This is a genomic window from Brachybacterium sp. AOP24-D1-21 (genome assembly GCF_052378665.1).
In the GTDB taxonomy this organism is placed as follows: Bacteria; Actinomycetota; Actinomycetes; order Actinomycetales; family Dermabacteraceae; genus Brachybacterium.
This window is the reverse complement of the sequence record NZ_JBQSXX010000002.1, coordinates 679,154-693,903: the sequence shown is the minus strand read 5'-3', so window position 1 is coordinate 693,903 and position 14,750 is coordinate 679,154. Positions and strand designations below refer to the sequence as shown.

At 68.3% G+C, this 14,750-nt stretch carries 14 protein-coding genes; 9 read left to right on the top strand and 5 right to left on the bottom strand.

The annotated features are described in order from the left end of the window. Both ACT3UF_RS17850 and ACT3UF_RS17845 read right to left on the bottom strand, forming a co-directional pair. Positions 1-753 carry a ZIP family metal transporter gene (locus tag ACT3UF_RS17850; protein WP_444599427.1) on the bottom strand — a complete coding sequence of 251 codons (753 nt, stop codon included), beginning with the start codon at positions 751-753 and terminating at the stop codon, positions 1-3. An 83-nt stretch (positions 754-836) separates the two neighbouring features. Continuing rightward, on the bottom strand, positions 837-1,406 hold the full coding sequence (locus ACT3UF_RS17845) for a DapH/DapD/GlmU-related protein (protein WP_441444574.1): 570 nt from the start codon (positions 1,404-1,406) through the stop codon (positions 837-839). A 117-nt stretch (positions 1,407-1,523) separates the two neighbouring features. Between ACT3UF_RS17845 and ACT3UF_RS17840 the strand changes: the two genes are divergently transcribed. The 3 genes from ACT3UF_RS17840 to ACT3UF_RS17830 all read left to right on the top strand — a co-directional run bounded on the left by ACT3UF_RS17840 (position 1,524) and on the right by ACT3UF_RS17830 (position 4,549). Beyond that, complete coding sequence (locus tag ACT3UF_RS17840; RefSeq protein ID WP_441444575.1) at positions 1,524-2,276, top strand: alpha/beta hydrolase; 753 nt, start codon at positions 1,524-1,526, stop codon at positions 2,274-2,276. Between the two features lie 152 nt (positions 2,277-2,428). Beyond that, on the top strand, positions 2,429-2,815 hold the full coding sequence (locus tag ACT3UF_RS17835) for a hypothetical protein (protein ID WP_441444576.1): 387 nt from the start codon (positions 2,429-2,431) through the stop codon (positions 2,813-2,815). Between the two features lie 84 nt (positions 2,816-2,899). Next, positions 2,900-4,549 carry an NERD domain-containing protein gene (locus tag ACT3UF_RS17830; RefSeq protein ID WP_441444577.1) on the top strand — a complete coding sequence of 550 codons (1,650 nt, stop codon included), beginning with the start codon at positions 2,900-2,902 and terminating at the stop codon, positions 4,547-4,549. Here ACT3UF_RS17830 and ACT3UF_RS17825 read toward each other — a convergent pair. Further along, a complete protein-coding gene (locus ACT3UF_RS17825) occupies positions 4,489-5,250 on the bottom strand; it encodes a hypothetical protein (RefSeq protein ID WP_441444578.1) in 762 nt (253 codons plus the stop codon). The two genes, ACT3UF_RS17830 and ACT3UF_RS17825, sit on opposite strands and share 61 nt — an antisense overlap. 256 nt (positions 5,251-5,506) lie before the next feature. Here ACT3UF_RS17825 and ACT3UF_RS17820 point away from each other — a divergent pair, with 256 nt between their 5' ends. The 6 genes from ACT3UF_RS17820 to ACT3UF_RS17795 all read left to right on the top strand — a co-directional run bounded on the left by ACT3UF_RS17820 (position 5,507) and on the right by ACT3UF_RS17795 (position 12,665). Beyond that, positions 5,507-6,526: a LacI family DNA-binding transcriptional regulator gene (locus ACT3UF_RS17820; protein WP_441444579.1), complete on the top strand. Its 1,020-nt coding sequence runs from the start codon at positions 5,507-5,509 to the stop codon at positions 6,524-6,526. Positions 6,527-6,529: 3 nt separating this feature from the next. After that, positions 6,530-7,525 carry an ABC transporter permease gene (locus tag ACT3UF_RS17815; RefSeq protein ID WP_441444580.1) on the top strand — a complete coding sequence of 332 codons (996 nt, stop codon included), beginning with the start codon at positions 6,530-6,532 and terminating at the stop codon, positions 7,523-7,525. 5 nt (positions 7,526-7,530) lie between these two features. Further along, the gene (locus ACT3UF_RS17810) at positions 7,531-8,481 is read left to right on the top strand and encodes a carbohydrate ABC transporter permease (RefSeq protein ID WP_444502259.1); all 951 of its coding nucleotides are present in this window, start codon (positions 7,531-7,533) and stop codon (positions 8,479-8,481) included. Positions 8,482-8,573: 92 nt separating this feature from the next. Continuing rightward, a complete protein-coding gene (locus ACT3UF_RS17805) occupies positions 8,574-10,184 on the top strand; it encodes an extracellular solute-binding protein (RefSeq protein WP_441444582.1) in 1,611 nt (536 codons plus the stop codon). Positions 10,185-10,245: 61 nt separating this feature from the next. Next, a complete protein-coding gene (locus tag ACT3UF_RS17800) occupies positions 10,246-11,676 on the top strand; it encodes a GH32 C-terminal domain-containing protein (RefSeq protein WP_441444583.1) in 1,431 nt (476 codons plus the stop codon). Continuing rightward, on the top strand, positions 11,673-12,665 hold the full coding sequence (locus ACT3UF_RS17795) for a carbohydrate kinase family protein (protein WP_441444584.1): 993 nt from the start codon (positions 11,673-11,675) through the stop codon (positions 12,663-12,665). The genes ACT3UF_RS17800 and ACT3UF_RS17795 overlap by 4 nt, the downstream gene beginning before the upstream one ends. Here the strand turns inward: ACT3UF_RS17795 and ACT3UF_RS17790 are convergent. Together ACT3UF_RS17790 and ACT3UF_RS17785 are read right to left on the bottom strand one after the other, a co-directional pair. Beyond that, the gene (locus tag ACT3UF_RS17790; RefSeq protein WP_444608452.1) at positions 12,596-13,978 is read right to left on the bottom strand and encodes a short-chain fatty acid transporter; all 1,383 of its coding nucleotides are present in this window, start codon (positions 13,976-13,978) and stop codon (positions 12,596-12,598) included. The two genes, ACT3UF_RS17795 and ACT3UF_RS17790, sit on opposite strands and share 70 nt — an antisense overlap. Positions 13,979-14,117: 139 nt before the next feature. Further along, positions 14,118-14,639, bottom strand: coding sequence for a CorA family divalent cation transporter (locus tag ACT3UF_RS17785; protein WP_442332682.1), 522 nt, complete (start codon positions 14,637-14,639; stop codon positions 14,118-14,120). Positions 14,640-14,750: the final 111 nt, after the last annotated feature.

The window sequence follows — 14,750 nt, the reverse complement described above, 5'->3', positions numbered from 1 at the left end:
TCACCCCATCGCGTGCAGCATCAGCGCCGCGAGGAAGCCGAGGGTCCCGAGCAGCCCGGTGTACAGCGAGTCCTTCGCGAAGGCCTCGGGGATCATGGTGTCGGTGATCATGGCGAGGATCGCTCCGGCGGCGAGCGCGTTCACCACCGCGAGGGTCGCGGGAGGTGCCCCGTCCAGCAGCAGGAAGCCGGCGAGCGAGGCGAGCCCGGAGGCCAGCGCGATCGCACCCCAGATCCCGAACACGTACCTGCGGCTGCGCCCGGCACGCTTCCAGCCGGCGCTGCTGGAGAGCCCCTCCGGCACGTTGGAGATGAACACCGCGGCGAACATCGGGATGCTCAGTCCCGGGCCGGCGAGCACGCTGAGCCCGAGCACCATGGACTCGGGGATCCCATCCAGAAGGGCGCCGATCGCGATTGCTCCCCCGCTGCCGGACTGCTCGTCCTCGGAGGTCTGCTGCTCACCGCTGCGCTTGCGGTGCCGGGCGCCATAGCGGGCCAGCACGATGTTCAGTCCCACGTAGATCAGAGCGCCGGCGAGGAAGCCGCCGGCTGTGGCGAGCAGCCCGCCCTGGTCCATCGCGTCTGAGACCAGCTCGAAGGTGAGCGCGGAGATCAGCACCCCGGCGCCGAAGGCCATGATCCCTGCGACGATCGCCGGCGGGACCTTCACGAACCAGGCGATCGCGCTGCCGAGCAGCAGCGCACCGCCGACGATCAGCCCTGCCAGCAGGGCGAGCAGCCAGGGAGCCATGTCGTCTCCTCACGATCGATCGGGCGCGGTGGGTGCCGACGATAGCCCTCTCCTCAGCCGTGGACGGTGTCACCGTCGAGGACTCAGCCCACGACGGTCCTCAGCACCCGCGCCGGGGAGCCGACCACGAGGGCTCGTGCCGGCACGTCCTTGGTGACGACCGACGCCGCCGCGATCACCGCGTCATCCCCGATGGTGACGCCGGGCAGGATCGTGACGTTCGCGCCGACCCAGACGTTCTTACCGATCACCACCGGGGAGGGGTGCAGGTCCCCGCGGCGGCTGGGGGCGAGGTCATGGTTCAACGTGGCGATCACGGTGTTGTGACCGATGAGGCAGTCGTCACCGATCTCGAGCCCGCCCTGATCCTGAAAGCGGCAGCCGGCGTTGAGGAACACGCGCTTGCCCAGGCGGATGTTCTTGCCGAAGTCGGAGGTGAAGGGTGGGAAGAGGGTGACGCTCTCGTCGACCTGGCGACCGGTGAGCTCGGTGAGCAGCTCCCGCACGCGCGCCGGTGCGTGGTAGCTGCCGTTGAGCTCGCCGGTGACCCGCAGCGCTTCCTGGCTGGTCTCGTGCATCACGGCGTGCAAGGGGGAGTTCGCAGGCACCGTCTCGCCGGAGTCGAGGGCGCTGAGCAGGTCGGCGAGTGTCATGGAGCTGCCTTCTACGAGTGGCCGCGCCTCGATCAGGCGGCGAGTCGATCCAGCGTACCCAGCGGGTTCGCACCAGGTGGGCCGAGAGGCGGGCGCTGCACGGACTACCGTGCTCCCATGATGTCCGCCCGCTCTGCTCGCCGCTGGTTGCTGCGATCCCTGGTCGCCGTGCTCGTGCTGGTGCTGCTCGCGGTGGTGGGCATCGTGGCATGGAGCCGAATCGGCGTCATGTCCGCAGAGTCAGCACCGCTGCGCAGCGTCGTCGAGGACCCTCGCCTCTCGCTCGCCGAGACCGACACCTCGCTGCTCCTGCAGCCAGCGGAGTCCGGCCCCGCCCGCACCGGGCTCGTCTTCTACCCCGGGGCGAAGGTCGAGCCTGAGGCATATGTCGCGCGCCTGGCGGATCTGGTCACTGCGCAGGGCATGACCGTGGTGATCGTGAAGCCCACGCTGAACTTGGCCCTGCTGGATCGCCGCGACCTGGATCTCTTCACCGGTGCCGCGCCCGAGGTCGAGACCTGGCTCGTGGGCGGTCACTCGCTCGGCGGGGTGCGCGCCTGCCAGCTCGCCCTCGAGGCCGACGCTCTGGTGCTGTTCGCGGCGTACTGCGCCGACGACCTCTCCACTGCTCAGCTGCCCGTGCTGAGCCTCGCGGGCGGCGAGGATGGGCTCTCGACTCCGGCGGACATCCTCGCGCACCGTGACCGCCTGCCGAGCACTGCGACCATGGTCGAGGTCGACGGCGCGAGCCATGCGAGCTTCGGCGACTACGGTGCGCAGTCCGGAGACGGGACGGCGACCCTCTCCGACCAGGAGATGAATGTCGCGGTCAGCGCTGCGGTGGCCGAGTTCCTCGCGGCCCGCGGCTGAGAGATATTCCTCGGCGCCCCTGATGGAGCGGCGAAGAGGGGTGACCTGGCGTGAGAGAGTTTCTCGGTCTGCGCGCCGGATCGGGGATATCCGGCGCGCGGCCATGACCTGCCCCGTCGACCGCCCCTGGGACTCCGTGCTCTACTGGGCAGATGACTACGGATATCTCCCACCGCCGCCGGATGACCCGCACTGAAGCATTGGGCTGGAATCCAGACTGGTCCGTCGGAGACATCCGCCTGATCGGCGAGAACTTCGACCGGGTGGAAGCGGTGACCTTCTACCGCACCTCATCCAATGGCAGCGTCACCGCACAGGATGCCGAGGGACGCTCGGTGATGTACCTCTACCCGGGATATGTCGAGTTCCGCAAGGGGCTCGCACCCGAGGAGCGCCCCGAGCCGGACTGGCATGGACTGGCGCTGTCCTCCTTCCGCCCCCGCTCGGCCACGTCGTCCAAGGGCGAGGAGCGGCTCACCTTCTGCCCGAGCTGCTTCTACGCGCTTCCCTCGACCGGAGTGTGCGACACCTGTGACTGAGCAGGACCTGGCGCTGAGGAATCCCTCCTGTCTCGGTAGCCTGGCCCCGCCAGCGACGACGCCGGCCAGACTCTGAGGAGCGCCATGCCGATCACCCACCCCGCGCAGCCCGACTTCGCCTCCGCAGCCGAGCAGACGGTGTGGGATCACCTGAGCGTTCAGCTGCCGGACGACGCCGTGCTGATCGCCGGGCAGCGCCTCACCGCGGGAGGCGAGGAGATCGAGGCGGATCTTCTGGTGCTGTGGCCGGGCTTCGGCCTGGCGGTGATCGAGGTCAAGGGCGGGCGGGTCTCTCTGCGGGACGGGCGCTGGTATCAGGGTGACCGCAGCGGGCAGCGGGAGCTGAAGAAGTCCCCGATCGATCAGGCGCAGAAGGCGAAGCATCACCTCATCGAGTACCTCAACGCGGGAGCATCCCGGAACATCGGCCGCGCCGTGCACCTGGCTGTCCTGCCCTACACCGAGCTGCCGAGCGACTGGGACGTCCCCGAGGCACCGCGCGGCATCACCCTGGACAGCACCGACCTGCCCCGCCTCGCGGACCGGATCGTGCATGCCCTGAACGCCCAGACCCGTGGGGTGTACCCGCCGCTGGATGCGCAGCAGTGCGCCTACGCGGTGAAGCGGCTGCGTCGGACCCATCGCGCGATCGAGAACCATCAGCTGCTGGCCCGCGAGATCGCGGACGCAGGCAATGCGCGAACCAGTGAGCAGGAGAGGGCGATCGCGCTGCTGCGCTTCCAGCACCGGGCGCAGATCATCGGCGGGGCCGGTTCGGGCAAGACCCACCTGGCGATGATCAAGGCCCGCACCCTGGCCCGCGACGGCTTCCGCACAGCCCTGCTGTGCTACTCCCGCGGCCTGGCTCGGCACTTCCAGCTGCTCGCCGCCACGTGGCCTGAGGAGGAGCGACCCGCCTACGTCGGGCTCTTCCACGACCTCCCGGTGCGCTGGGGAGCGGAGACCGAGGAGCAGTTCGACGGCGATCCCGTCACCTACTACGAGGAGCATCTCCCCCGCCGTCTCGCCGAGCTCGCCGCCGTCCAGGATCCGGAGGAGCTGTTCGACGCGATCGTGGTCGATGAGGCGCAGGACTTCGCAGATGTCTGGTGGGACGGGCTGCAGCCATGCCTGCGGGATCCCGGGGAGGGGGTGCTATTCGTGTTCACCGACGAGCACCAGAGCGTGTTCGATCGGGAGGGCCGCGCCCCGATCACCCTGAATCCCTTCCCGCTGGACGATAACCTGCGCAACACCAAGTCGATCGCCCGCACCTTCGCGCCGCTCACCCCGCTCACGCAGAACCCGCGGATGGACGACGGAGCCCCGGTCCGCTACGTGGAGTCCCTCTCCGCGGAGGCGGTCGCCGCCGCCGACGATGTCGTCGAGCAGCTCATGGACGAGGGCTGGAAGCCCGGCCAGATCGCCCTGCTCACCACCCGCAGTCGTCACCCGGTCCAGAAGGAACAGGTGGAGCAGTACGGCTATGACGGCTACTGGGACGAGTTCTTCGCTGCGACGGATGTCTTCTACGGGCACGTGCTGAACTTCAAGGGCCTTGAGCGGCCCGTGGTGGTGCTCGCCATCAATGGCTTCGGCTCGGCCGAGCGTGCCCCGCAACTGCTGTACGTGGGGCTCTCACGGCCGCGGTCACTGCTGGTGGTGGTCGGGGATCAGGGCGAGATCTGGGATGCCGGCGGCGGCGATGTGCTGCAGAGGATCCGCGGCAGGTAGACGGAGGAAGGTCGCCGGGCCCCGGCGTCACTCCTCGACCGGCGCGTAGACCGCGGGGAGGACTGCCTGGGGAGAACCGGCGTGAGCTTCACCGAGGCGGCCTCGGTCCCCTTCGGAACGTCGAAGATCAGCTGGTACACCGCGTTCTCGCCGGGGGCGAGCTCTCTCATGGTGGGCTCCTTCGCCGGGTCCGTGGAGAGCAGACCGGACGGCTTCTGGCGAGAGTGGATCACTGTGTCGGCGTCGATGAGCTCGTAGGTGCTCAGAGGCGACAGCACCTCGGTGCTGTTGTTCGTCAGCGCGATCTCGACGACCACGAACTCTCCCTCGGCCGTGATCTCGTAGTCCGTCCCGGCGTAGAGCACGCCCGCCCGCTCGACTCCGGTGACCTCCATCGGGAAGGCCGCCGCGGCCTTCGCCGTCTCGGCGGCCTGGGCGGACGCTGTTGCCTCGACGGCCTCCTCGCTCTCCCTCTCCGCGGCCGCTGACCGGCTCTCGTCGGCCGCGGCCTCCGAGTGGGAGGCCTCCACCCTCGCCACGGCGTCGCGGCGCATCCCACCGATCACCACGAACACCTCCACGAGCACCAGCGCCAGACACACGACGCCGAACCCCACCACCGGACCCCAGAACCGCGCTCCCGTGGCCTTGGGCGGCATCTTGGCCTCATCAGGCCGCTCCTGCTCGTCCTGCTCGTCCATCTCGTCCCCCTCGTGCTCGCGCAGCCACCCCGGCGGCGTCCCCGGGGTCAGAATAACCAGGGAGCAGGAGGTGCGGAGCACCTCTGCGCGCGGCTCCCGGCCGCTGCGCATGCCGCGCGCGCCGAGCGAAAAACCCGGCTCGATTGATTGCCGCGAACCTCTTGACAAGACCGAGCCGCACCCCGCACTCTCTACGTCATACGAATAACGCGTCGTCGGGCGGACCGCCCAGCGACCGGACGACGAGGAGCACGGCATGGCGCAGCGCCCCACCATGCACGACGTGGCCGCGAAGGCCGGAGTGTCCCAGGCCGTCGTCTCCCTCGTGCTCAGCGGACGCTATGCGGGGCGCGCTTCCGAGACCACGGCCGAGCGCATCCGCGAGGCCTCCGCCGCGCTCGGCTACCGCACGAACCTCCAGGCGAAGACGCTGAAGACCGGCGTCTCCGAGATCGTCGGCCTGGTCGGCGACGACGTGGCCACCTCCCCCTTCTCGGGCCAGATGATCAAGGGCGCCCAGGATCGTGTCTGGGAGGAGGGCAGCACCCTGATGACCGTCGACACCGGAGGGGACGCCGCGCTCGAAGCCGCCGCGATCGACACGATGCTGTCCCACCAGGTGCGCGGTCTCCTGTACACGGCGATGTACCACCGCGAGCTCGACGTCCCCGACGCGGCGCTCGAGACCCGCGCCGTCGCCCTCAACGCCCGCGACCTCGCGGGCCGCATCCCCAGCGTCATCCCCGATGACGAGCAGGGCGGCTACGACGCGACGCAGGTCCTGATCGATGCGGGCCACACCCGCATCGGCATGATCAACATCTTCCCCCGGGAGGGGATCCCCGCGGCCCGCGATCGACGCCGCGGCTACGAGCGCGCCCTGACCGAGGCCGGCATCGTCCCGGATCCGGACCTCCTCTTCGCCGGCGAAGGCAACCACAGCAGCGGCCACGATGGCGCGCACGCCCTGCTCGGCCTGGACGATCCCGCCACCGCGATCTTCTGCGGCAACGACCGTACGGCCCTGGGCGCCTATCAGGCGATCTATGACCTCGGCCTGAGCATCCCCGAGAACGTCTCGATCGTCGGCTTCGACGACCAGGACATCCTGCGGGACTACTTCCACCCGGGGCTCACCACCGTGGCGCTCCCCTTCATCGCGATGGGCGAGCGTGCCGCCGCGCTCGTCCTGGATCCGACCGCCCCGGCCGCGACCCACGCCATCCCCTGCCCCGTGATCCATCGCGGATCCGTCGCTCCACCGAAAGGACGCTGACGCATGACCACCGACACCGCCGTCGGGCCTCCGACCTCTCAGGCACCCGTGCCGCCGGAGCTCTCGCACCCGCCGTCCCGCAGATCCACCTCGCGCCAGACCCGCCTGCGAAGGATCCTCCACAGCTGGCAGTTATACGTACTACTCGCGCCGGCCGTCCTCTACCTGATCGTGTTCAAGTACTGGCCGATGTACGGCGCGCAGATCGCATTCCGCGAGTACAACCCGGTCGACGGCTTCTTCTGGAGCCCCTGGGTCGGTCTGGAGCACTTCGAGGCCTTCGTCACGAGCTTCCAGTTCGAGCGCATCGTCGCGAACACGCTGACGATCAACACCGTGGGCCTGCTTGTCGCGTTCCCGGTGCCGATCATCCTGGCCCTGATCGTGAACCAGCTGCCCAGCGAACGCTTCAAGCGGCTCACGCAGACCGTCCTGTACTCGCCCTCATTCATCTCGGTGGTGGTGGTCGTGGGCATGATCCACCTCCTCTTCTCGCCGAGCTCGGGCCTGGTCAACCATCTGATCACGACCTTCGGCGGCCAGCCGATCTTCTTCATGGGCGCCCCGGAGTGGTTCCGCCCGCTCTACATCGGCTCCGACGTGTGGCAGAACGCCGGCTTCTCGATGATCATCTACCTCGCCGCTCTCACCGCGATCGATCCCTCGCTCCATGAGGCCGCGCGCATGGACGGGGCGAACCGCTTCCAGCGGATCCGGCACATCGACATCCCCGGGATCCTCCCGGTGATCACGATCCTGTTCATCCTCGCCGTCGGCAACATCTTCAACCTCGGCTTCGAGAAGGTCTACCTGATGCAGACCGACCTGAACCTGCCCACCTCCGAAGTCATCAACACCTATGTGTACAAGGTCGGCCTGCAGGGCGCCCAGTTCAGCTACTCGGCGGCCATCGGGCTGTTCAACTCCGTCCTGAACCTCCTCCTTCTGGTGACCTTCAACTGGGTCGCGAAGAAGGCCAACCAGTCGAGCCTGTGGTGATACCGATGACAACACCGACCAATACTCTTCGGGGCACGCTCCCCGACCTCGCACCCCGTCGCCAGAGCCTTGCGCAGCGCCTCGCCGACCCGCTCTTCGCGGTCGTCACCTACGGGCTCATCGCGATCACGATGCTCGTGATCGTCTATCCGCTGTACTTCATCGTCATCGCCTCGATCTCGGACCCGAACCTGGTCCAGCAGGGCAAGGTCGTCCTGCTCCCCAAGGGCATCACCTTCGACGGGTACCTCACGATCTTCGGCACCTCGACCATCGTGCGCGGCTTCCTGAACTCGGTGGTCTACACCGTGGTCGGCACCGTGATCAGCGTGACGATGATCCTCTTCGGGGCCTACGCCCTGGCCCGCAAGGACATGCCCGGCCGGAACCTGTTCATGATCCTGTTCGTGATCACGATGTTCTTCGACGGCGGCATGATCGCGCGCTATCTCGTGGTCAAGGAGCTCGGGATGCTCGACACCATGTGGGCCGTGGTGCTGCCCGGCGCGGTGGGCGTCTGGAACCTCATCATCGCCCGCACCTTCTTCGAGCAGAACCTCTCCCCCGAGCTGAGGGAGGCCTCCCAGCTGGACGGCGCCTCCGACTTCCGCTTCTTCTTCGGCATCGCACTGCCCCTGTCGAAGCCGCTCGTCGTGCTCATGGCGATGATCCACATCGTGGCGAACTGGAACGCCTTCTTCGACGCGATGATCTACCTCAGCGACGAGTCGAAGTACCCCCTCCAGCTGATCCTGCGCAACGTGCTCATCCAGTCGCAGGCCTCCGCCTCCGGCATGGACATGGCATCGATGGACTCCACCGCCGCGGCCCAGAAGATGGGCGAGCTGCTGAAGTACTCGATGATCGTCGTCTCCACGATCCCGCTGCTCATCGCCTTCCCCTTCCTCCAGCGCTACTTCGTCAAGGGCGCCACCCTCGGCGCCCTGAAGAGCTGACCGATCCCCCGCCGGCCACCCTTGCCCCTCCTCTGCAGTCCCCCCGGTTATACGAACAACTGCACGGCAATCCGTGACGAAGGAGTCTCACCATGCTGACCCAACCCCTGCTGACCCGTTCCCTGCTCTCCCGCCGCCGGTTCACGCTTGGCGCCACCGCTCTCTCCCTGACCGCCGGCCTCGCCGCCTGCGGGCGGCCCTCCGCGAAGGAGACCGAGGACCTGTCCGCCGAGGTCGGGCTCACCGACTCCGGCCTGCCGATCGTCGAGGAGGAGCTCACGCTCCGGTTCGGCGGAGCGAAGTCCGCGCTCGCCCCCGATTACGAGTCCATGGAGCTCGTGAAGACCTGGGCTTCTGACTCCGGCATCACCATCTCCTGGGACAACGAGCCGGACGAGGTCTGGGCCGAGAAGAAGAACCTCCTCCTGGCCAGCGGTGAGCTGCCCGATGCGCTGTTCAACTCGGGCCTGTCCGATGCCGAGGTCGCGAAGTACGGCGCCAACGGCACGCTGCTCGCTCTCAACGATCTCATCGAGGAGCACGCCCCGATCCTCCGGGCCCGGCTCGAGGAGCGGCCCGACATCCGGGCCGCCATGACCGCCTCCGACGGCAACATCTACACGCTCCCGAAGGTCGAGGAGATGGGCCTGGTGGCCTTCCCCTCGATGCTCTTCATCGACACCGGATGGCTGGATGAGCTCGGTCTGTCGATGCCCACCACCGTCGACGAGTACCACGAGGCGCTGCTCGCCTTCAAGGAGTCCGGGCCCGGGGCGCTCCCCCTGTCCTTCATGGGAAGCAGCTCGCTCGGCGATCTCATCGCCGCCATCGGCGGTCAGGTCGTCACCCCCGATCACCGCATCGTGGAGGACGGCGAGGTCCAGTTCACCGCGAACAAGGACGGCTACCGCGACGCGATCGCCGTGCTTCACACGTGGTTCACCGAGGGGCTGATCGACCAGGAGGCCTTCTCCCAGGACTACGTGAAGATGGTCGCCAAGGGCAAGCTGGAGCCGAAGGCGCTGGGCTCGTTCTACTTCTGGGAGGCACCCGAGGTGGTCGGCCCGGAGCGTGCCGACAGCTATGAGCTGGTCCCGCTGTTCCCCGGTCCCGACGGCGTCATCCGGGCCTGCGTCGCGAACAACCAGGAGATCAATCGCGGAGCCTTCGCGATCACGCGCACCAATGAGTACGCCGCGGCGACCATGCGCTGGGTCGACATGCTCTTCGACCCGGTCATGAGCGCCCAGACGAACTGGGGGCCGATCGGCGCCTCGCAGGAGATGAACGGCGAGGGCATGCTCGAGCAGATCCCCGTGGAGGGCGGCCAGACCGAGCAGGAGCGACGCGTCAAGGTCGCCCCGGGCGGACCGCTCATGGTCACCGCCGACGACTTCGCGAACGTCGTGCTCGCCGAACCCCGGGCCGCGGTCCGCCAGGAGCAGATCGCCGAGCACTTCGAGCCGCACCGTGCGAACGAGCAGTACCCGCCGGTGATGCTCTCGGTCGAGGAGCTGAACCGGATCAGCACGCTCGAGGCCGACGTCACCACGCTCGTGAACGAGAAGATCGCCACCTGGATCGTCAAGGGCGGCATCGAGGACGAGTGGGACGGCTACGTGACCCAGCTCGAGACGATGGGACTGCCCGAGATCGTCGAGGTCTACCAGACCGCCCACGACCGCTTCACCGAGAACTCCTGACCCCGTGCCCCGCGCCGCCGGCGCCAGCACTCCCCCATCCACTCCTGACGACTGAGAGATCATGACTCCCACCGCCCTGTCCGCATCTCGTACCGAGCTGTTCCGTCCTCGTTTCCATCTGACCCCAGAAGCCACCTGGATGAACGACCCCAACGGTCTGATCCGGTACGACGGCCGCTGGCACGCGTTCTATCAGAACAACCCCCACGGCAGCCTCTGGGGGAATCTCTCCTGGGGCCACGCGGTCTCCGACGACCTCGCGACGTGGACGCATCTGCCGGTCGCGCTGCCCTGCTCGGAGAACGAGATGATCTTCTCCGGCAGCGTCGTCCACGACGCCGCCAACAGCTCCGGGCTGGCCGCACCGGGCGAGCCGGGGCCTCTGGTCGCCTTCTACACCAGTGCGTACTCGGAGTCCCATCCCACCCGCGCCGGGATCCAGGCCCAGTCCATCGCCTACTCGACCGACGGCGGCACGGTGTGGACGTATTACGAGGGCAACCCCATCCTGGACCGCGACTCCAAGAACTTCCGCGATCCCAAGGTGTTCTTCCACCCCGAGACCGAACGCTGGGTGATGGTCACGGTCGAGGCCGTCGACTACCGCGTCCACCTGTTCACCTCCTCGGATCTGCTCACCTGGGAGCCCTCCTCGACGTTCGCGCATCCCGAGGTGGACGGCGGGATCTGGGAGTGCCCCGATCTGCTGCGGGTGCCCGTCTCGGGCCCCGGGGCACGGCCCGGGCAGGAGGCCTGGGTGCTCGTGCTCAGCACCAACCCCGGGGGGCCTGCCGGCGGATCGGGCACCTATCTGCTGATCGGCGACTTCGACGGTCGCCGCTTCTCCTCCGAGGGATCGCCGCGCCCTCTGGATCTGGGACCCGACTGCTATGCGGCGGTCTCCTTCTCCGGCGTGGAGGGGGACCCTGTGCTGCTGGGCTGGATGAACAATTGGGCGTACGCGACGCAGACCCCCACCGATCCCTGGCGCTCGGCGATGACCCTGCCGCGGACGCTGCACCTCGCGGCGACGGTCGACGGCTCGCTCGAGGTGATCCAGCACCTCGTGGTGCCGTCGGAGATCCGCACGCTCGAGCTCGGCGACGGTGCCGCCGACGGCTCCAGCGAGTCGACGATGCTGGACGCCGAGGAGCCGTTCCGTGTCCGCGGGACTCTGTCGGCCCTCGATCCGCAGCAGCTGGTGCTGCGGTTCGCCGACGGCTCCTCGCAGGCCCAGACCCTCGTCCTCTCGATGGATGCGCAGGGCCGCGTCGTCCTGGACCGCAGCGCTGCTCATGCGGCACCGTTCGCCCCGGACCACTCGCTCTCGCATCCGTATGCTCCCCGGGTCCCGAGCGACCGCGTGTCCTACGACCTGATCGTGGACCGGTCCTGCATCGACCTCGAGCTGGACGGGGGCCGCGCCGTGGTCTCCCAGCAGATCTTCCCCGGGGGCTCGGAGGTCACCGTCAGCCTGGAACCCGCCGAATGAGCCAGCCGGGAGGAGATCGGGCCGGGCAGGTGCTGGTGGTCGGCGAGGCGCTGGTGGACCTCGTCCGCACCGCAGATGGCGAGGCCCGTGCCCATCCCGGAGGAAGTCCGGCCAATATCGCCGTCGGCCTGTCCCGGCTCGGAGTCCCGACCGAGCTGCTGACCGCTCTCGGCGCGGACGCGCACGGCGATCTGCTGCGGTCGCATCTCGCGACCGCCGGGGTCCGTGTGCGTCCGACGCCGCTGGCGCGGGCGACCTCGACCGCCGAGGCGCAGCTCGCCGCCGACGGGTCTGCCGGCTACCTCTTCGAGGTCGACTGGGAGCCCGGCCCGTTCACGGCTGGGCCCGTCCGGGTCCTGCACACCGGTTCGCTCGCGATGGTCCTCGAACCGGGGGCGAGCCAGGTCCTCGCAGCACTCGCGGCGGCGGGGCCGGGGATCGTGATCAGCATCGACCCGAACGTGCGCCCCGGCCTCGGCCTGCCTCGGGAGCAGGTGCACGCGCAGCTCGAGGGCTTCGCGGCCCGCGCGCATCTGGTGAAGCTGAGCGACGAGGACCTCGCCTGGGTGTATCCCGGAGCCACCGTCGAGGAGGCCTCCGCCCACCTGCACCGCCTCGGGGTGCACCTGGTCGTGGTGACCCGCGGGGCGGACGGCTGCGCCCTCTCGGGCCCGGACTGGCGCAGCGAGCTGCCAGCGCCGACGGCGGCGGTGATCGACACGATCGGTGCCGGAGACTCGTTCATGTCGGGTCTGCTCTTCGCGCTGCTGGCCGCCGGCGGCCAGCGCGAGCTGCTCGCGGGGACGGTGTCCCGGCAGCAGGCCGAGGCCTGGGCGCGCACGGCGATGCGCTGTGCGGCGATCACCGTCGGCCGGGCCGGGGCGCAGCCGCCGTTCGTCGACGAGCTGCCCCCGGAGGCTCAGAGCGAGACGATCAGCAGCGTCCCGCCGAACACGATGCCGGAGGCGATGAGCACGATCGTGGTGTAGCCGAGGATGTCGCGCATCTTCAGCCCGGCGATCGCCAGCAGCGGGATCGCCCAGAACGGCTGGATCATATTCGTCCACTGGTCGCCGTAGGAGACGGCCATGATGGTGATCGCCGGGTCCACGCCGAGCTCGGCGCCAGCATTGAGCATGATCGGCCCCTGCACCGCGAACTGCCCACCGCCGGAGGGGACGAAGAAGTTCACCAGGCCCGCCGCGAGGAAGGCGAACAGGCCGAAGGTGGTGGTGTTGGAGACCGACACGAAGGCATCGGAGAAGACCTGCACCAGCCCGGAGCCGACCATCATCCCCAGGATCCCGGCATAGAGCGGGAACTGCAGCAGGATCTCACCCACGTTGGAGGCGGCGTTCTTGGTGAGGTGGACCAGCTCGAAGGGGTTCTTCACCAGCAGCAGGATCAGGGCCAGGAAGGACCAGTTCACGGTGTCCAGGGTCAGGGTGCCGCCGCGGGTGAAGTGCAGCACCAGGTACGCCACCAGCGCGAGACCGGTCAGCCCGGTCACCAGGCGGCTCGCGTCGAGCCGGTCGGCCGGGGTCACGATCTTCTCCTGCCCGTCGTCCATCACGTCACGGGCGTCGATGGTCAGCTCCGTGATGGAGTCGCCCTTGCGCGGAGCGACCAGGAACAGCGCGACGGCGACGAAGAGGATCGTGACCACCGCGGCGATCATGTTCCAGCCGGAGAAGACCGTCTCGGACATGGGGACGGTCTGGCCGCCGAGTGACTCCGCGAGGAACGATCCCTCGGTCGCGGCGGTGAGCGGGCCCGAGGCCGAGTAGCCCATGTGCCAGACGACGAAGCCGCCGAAGCCCGCGGCCACCAGCATCGGGAAGTGGAGCTTGAGCCCGCGCTCGCGTCCCTGGTAGGCCACCTCGCGGGCCAGCAGACCGCCGACCACCAGGCCCAACCCCCAGGTGATGAGGGACGCCGCAGCCGCCACCACGAAGACGAAGACGTAGGCCGTCAGCTCGGTCTTCGGGATCGAGGCGAGAAAGGCCAGCAGCTTCCGCACCGGTCCGGTGTTGGCCAAGATGTGGCCCAGCAGCAGGATCAGCGCCATCTGGGTCATGAAGGCCAGCAGTCCGGCAAGTCCGTCTCCCCAGTGCACGACGAGATCGGCCGGCCCGGTATCGGTGAGGATCAGGCCCAGGATCGCCACGATGAAGGTCAGGACGATCGAGAACACCAGGGCGGAGGGGATGAAACGCTCCACCACATGGTTCAGAGGGCGCATGGCGCGTGAGATCGCCGTGCCCTCCTTCCTGGTGCTGCGGGTTTCGGGCGCGCTGGACATCGGGGGTGCTCCTCAGGGGGAAGTGGGGCCGGTCTGCACTGCTCTGTGCAGGTGACGGGGCCCTCAGCGGTTGTGGCGTGAACCACCATAGAACGAATCGGGTCATGGCGTGGCGCGATTCCCACGCCCGTGCGTGCGCTCAGGTGGAGCGGGTCAGGTGACGGACAACTGCGAGCGTGAGCAGCGCAGACAGCACCGGGAGCACGGTCCCGAGGGCGAGGAATGCTCCGAAGCTTTCGGTGTAGTCCTGCATCCAGGCGAAATTCATGCCGAAGAAGCCGGTCATGAGCGTGAGCGGGAGGAAGATCATCGCGACCAGGGTCAGCCGCTCGGAGACGAGCACTCCCTGCTCGGCGAGGAGGTCTCCGAGCATCGCGTAGAGACGGGAGGACGCTGAACGATTCGCGTCGAACACCGCTGCCGCTCGTCCCAGCCCTCGCTGCTCCGCCTCGGGCACCGGTTGTGCGAGCTCCTCGTCCGGAGAGGTCAGACGATGAAGCACCGCCTGGATCTCCTGGATCCGGAACAGGTCCGAGCGGAGACGCCCCAACACCCGGCACTGCGGTGAGGAGGTGAAGCCGGTCGTGCGGTCTTCGAGTTCCTCGCCCTGCAGACCCTCTCGATGCTCATGCACATCATTCGTGGTCTCAGCGATATCCATCGATCCCACACCTCCTCGACGCTCAGACAGGTGGCGGTGGTGACGCCATACGCTCCATATTCGTCGATCCGAGCGAGCTGCATGCAGTCTGGCCGAGATCAGCCGTGCCAG

What these genes read in the sequence shown, in the direction of transcription:
- ACT3UF_RS17850 (WP_444599427.1), bottom strand. Translation starts at nt 753, where the DNA reads ATGGCTCCCTGGCTGCTCGCCCTGCTGGCAGGGCTGATCGTCGGCGGT.
- ACT3UF_RS17845 (WP_441444574.1), bottom strand. Translation starts at nt 1,406, where the DNA reads ATGACACTCGCCGACCTGCTCAGCGCCCTCGACTCCGGCGAGACGGTG.
- ACT3UF_RS17840 (WP_441444575.1), top strand. Translation starts at nt 1,524, where the DNA reads ATGATGTCCGCCCGCTCTGCTCGCCGCTGGTTGCTGCGATCCCTGGTC.
- ACT3UF_RS17835 (WP_441444576.1), top strand. Translation starts at nt 2,429, where the DNA reads ATGACTACGGATATCTCCCACCGCCGCCGGATGACCCGCACTGAAGCA.
- ACT3UF_RS17830 (WP_441444577.1), top strand. Translation starts at nt 2,900, where the DNA reads ATGCCGATCACCCACCCCGCGCAGCCCGACTTCGCCTCCGCAGCCGAG.
- ACT3UF_RS17825 (WP_441444578.1), bottom strand. Translation starts at nt 5,250, where the DNA reads ATGGACGAGCAGGACGAGCAGGAGCGGCCTGATGAGGCCAAGATGCCG.
- ACT3UF_RS17820 (WP_441444579.1), top strand. Translation starts at nt 5,507, where the DNA reads ATGGCGCAGCGCCCCACCATGCACGACGTGGCCGCGAAGGCCGGAGTG.
- ACT3UF_RS17815 (WP_441444580.1), top strand. Translation starts at nt 6,530, where the DNA reads ATGACCACCGACACCGCCGTCGGGCCTCCGACCTCTCAGGCACCCGTG.
- ACT3UF_RS17810 (WP_444502259.1), top strand. Translation starts at nt 7,531, where the DNA reads ATGACAACACCGACCAATACTCTTCGGGGCACGCTCCCCGACCTCGCA.
- ACT3UF_RS17805 (WP_441444582.1), top strand. Translation starts at nt 8,574, where the DNA reads ATGCTGACCCAACCCCTGCTGACCCGTTCCCTGCTCTCCCGCCGCCGG.
- ACT3UF_RS17800 (WP_441444583.1), top strand. Translation starts at nt 10,246, where the DNA reads ATGACTCCCACCGCCCTGTCCGCATCTCGTACCGAGCTGTTCCGTCCT.
- ACT3UF_RS17795 (WP_441444584.1), top strand. Translation starts at nt 11,673, where the DNA reads ATGAGCCAGCCGGGAGGAGATCGGGCCGGGCAGGTGCTGGTGGTCGGC.
- ACT3UF_RS17790 (WP_444608452.1), bottom strand. Translation starts at nt 13,978, where the DNA reads ATGTCCAGCGCGCCCGAAACCCGCAGCACCAGGAAGGAGGGCACGGCG.
- ACT3UF_RS17785 (WP_442332682.1), bottom strand. Translation starts at nt 14,639, where the DNA reads ATGGATATCGCTGAGACCACGAATGATGTGCATGAGCATCGAGAGGGT.